Consider the following 3,183-nt stretch of genomic DNA (forward strand, 5'->3'; position numbering starts at 1 on the left):
GCCCGGTCCGTTTCGATTCCAGCTCCCACATCGCCGCATCGACCGCGTTGCGCGCGCCGCCGGCGGGCAGGATCGTGCGCAGCTCGGCGCGCGACGGCCCCGCCTCGATCGCGTCATGCGCGATCTCCAGCTCGGCGAGCATATGCGCAAGGTCATCGCCCAGATAATAGACCCCCGTCGCCTCGCCGCGTCCGACGTGAACGCCGTCGTCGAGCGTGACGACGATCGCATCGGCGCAGTCGAAGGTCCGGCTCGCGATGCGGAAGGGCTCGGCCAGCTTGAGCTTTTCGACCGAGACCCCGAGTTTCAGGCGTGCCATCAGTAATTCACCGTCATTGCGATCAGGCCAAAGGTCCACGCGACGTAAAGCGTCAACAGCATCGCCAGCAGCACCAGTACCGCCCACAGTGTGCGGAACCAGCCACGCTTTTCCTGGCGAACGAGGCGCAAATTCCATGCCGCGAGCAGCACGCCGCCGACGAAGATGATCAGCCCTGCGATCTGGAGCAGCCACAGCCACGGATCGAGCGACGGCAGCGCCTTCAGCGTCGACAGGCTGACCACCCACGCGGTCACCACCGCGAGCACCAGCCCAGCCGCAATGCGGACGCCGCGATACGCCAGTAGCGCGCGGCGCTGAAGCATCAGCGGCGCCTTGTAATGACGGCGGACCAGCGCCGAAACCGGCCACTGGAGCAGGGTAATCAAAAGGACGGCAAAGCCCAGGTAAAGCGCCGGCTTGATCCACCCCGCCGATTTCGAAGCGGGCGCACGATCGAACACCATGAAGGGCGATATGCCGTCGATGCTCCAGCGCACGACCTTGCCGTCGACGACCTGCGCGGCGAGCCGGCCGTGACCGTCGGCATTGTGCCAGACGAACGGCGCGGTCTCGACCCACTTCGCCGGCTTTCCATTGAGGTCGCGCCCCGCCGGAACGATCAGCTGGCCCTTGGCATCGACGCTGACCGTCACCTGCCCGATGAGCGAGGCGAGCGCGTAGAAATTCGATTCGGAACGGCGGCTGTTGAGCCAGCTCCCCGCCAGCATTTTTGCATGCTCGGCCGACGTCTTCGCATCAACCCGGGTCGCGGGCATTTCATTGCCGGGAAGATAGCGATCGGCGAATTTCTCGAACAGCGCGCGGCGCACGGCGCCGACCGAGGCCTGCTCGCCGGTCGCGTTGAACGACATATAGATGCCGATATTCTCGTTCATGAACAGATGCAGCGCGGTGTGGAAAAGCTGCGTATCGCCCAGATGCGCGATCACCTGACGGCCGTTGATATTGGTTTCGAAGAATCCCAGCTCCATCCGGTTGAGCGGCGGCAGGATGGTGAGCGGTGTGTCGTGCATCATCCGCGCGGTTTCGGGTTTCATCAGACCCGCCCCCTGACCCAGGTGCGCGATCATGAACTTGCCCATGTCGGCGCCGGTCGAAGAGAGGCCGCCGGCCGGCGACGGGCCGACAATCTCGAATTTCGAGGGGCCGGCCGAAAGCTGGCGATACCCCGTCGCCATCCACGGCGCGAAGGCCCCCGGCAGCGGCTGGCGAAAGGTCGATCGCGCCATACCGAGCGGCTGGAAAATCCGCTGCTCGATATAGGTGTCGAACGGTGTCTTCGACACACGCTCGACGATATAGCCAGCGAGCGCCGTGCCATAGTTGGAATAGGAGGGCGTCGTCCCCGCCGCAAAGATGCGCTTGGGCGGCGTCTTCACATAATCGCCCAGCGAGATCTGGAATTTCGGATCCTCGAACATGGTCCGCTTGCCATGTTCCTCGAACCCCGCGGTGTGCGTCATGAGCTGCCGCATCGTGACGGGCTTGCCCTGATACGCCGGAATCCTGAAATCGAGATAGGCGTTGACGTCCTTGTCGAGGTCGATCCGGCCCGCCTCGACCTGCTGCATCACCGCGGTCCAGGTAAAGAGCTTCGACACCGAACCCGGACGGAAGAGCGTCCTGTCGGGATCGACCGGCGTGCGTTTGGCGGCGTCGGCATAGCCGAAGCCGCGCTGCGTCAGCACCTGCCCGTCCTTGACCACGACGATCACCGCGCCCGCAAGATCGCCGCGTTCGAGCGCGAAGGGCACGAAACCGTCGAGCCATACATCGACATTTTCCTTGGTGAGCGCCGCGGCAGGTCCGGGGAGAGTGGTCGCCGCCGCGGCGCCGCCGGCATCCGGCCGCGCGCTTTTCGGCGCGGCGGGCGCGGGCGTTATCGCCTGCCCCGATGCTCCGACGCCCAGCAGCAGGACGAACGGCAACAAGGCAAATTTCATGATCGATCGCATCATCACTCTCCCGGCACGTCTCGCGAGGCGAAACGGCCCGTCATCTGTCGAAAAGGATATCCGGGCTCAGTCGCCCGCCGGCCGGACGACCGCGCCGCCCTTCATCACGAAATGCATGGTTTCGAGCTGTTTCACATCATCAAGCGGATTGCCGCGGACCGCCACGATATCCGCCGCCTTGCCCGCAGCGATCGACCCGACCTCGCCTTCCAGCCCGACATGCGTCGCACCCCAGACCGTCGCGGCACGGATCGTGTCGAGCGGGGTCAGCCCCGCCTTGGCCATCAGCGCGAATTCGCGCGCATTCTCGCCATGTTTCGAAACCGCCGAGTCGGTGCCGAACGCAATTCGCACGCCGCCTTCATGCGCGCGCCGCAGCGCATCGACCATCAGCGGCCCGACGGTGCGCGCCTTGGCGCGAACGGCATCGGGCATCCAGTCGGCGGTCTCGGCCTGCTGCGACACGGTGTCGCCGGCGAGCAGCGTCGGGACGAGATAGCTTCCCTTTGCCTTGAACAGGCGGATCGATTCGGCGTCGATGTACGTCCCGTGCTCGACCGAATCGACACCGGCGCGCAGCGCCGCGTTGACCCCGTCGGTGCCGTGCGCGTGCGCAGCGACCTTGCGGCCAAGGCGATGCGCGGTTTCGACGATCGCGACCAGTTCGGCGTCGCTCATCTGCTGGCCGAGGCCCGCGGCGGTGTTCGACATCACCCCGCCAGTCGATGCGGTCTTGATGATGTCGGCGCCCTGCTGCACCGCGAGCCGTACCGCGCGCGCGCAATCGTCGGCGCCCGAACACAGCGTCGGCGCACGGAACAGGTCGAGGATTTCCGGCCGATAGCCGTGGACGTCGCCGTGCCCGCCGTGCGCGGCGACTCCGCC

Annotated in this window: 2 protein-coding genes and 1 pseudogene; all 3 read right to left on the minus strand. The window is 65.9% G+C overall.

Annotated features, from left to right (window positions below; translation table 11 throughout):
* Positions 1 to 319: pseudogene (locus VN047_RS01760) on the minus strand (dipeptide epimerase); the annotation flags it as partial.
* On the minus strand, positions 319 to 2,286 hold the full coding sequence (locus VN047_RS01765) for a serine hydrolase domain-containing protein (protein WP_325539407.1): 1,968 nt from the start codon (positions 2,284 to 2,286) through the stop codon (positions 319 to 321). The pseudogene VN047_RS01760 and the gene VN047_RS01765, both read right to left, overlap by 1 nt.
* Positions 2,287 to 2,364: 78 nt before the next feature.
* On the minus strand, positions 2,365 to 3,183 hold an 819-nt coding region (locus VN047_RS01770; protein WP_325539409.1), incomplete at its 5' end, for an amidohydrolase family protein.

This window comes from Sphingopyxis sp. (assembly GCF_035565275.1).
Lineage (GTDB): Bacteria > Pseudomonadota > Alphaproteobacteria > Sphingomonadales > Sphingomonadaceae > Sphingopyxis.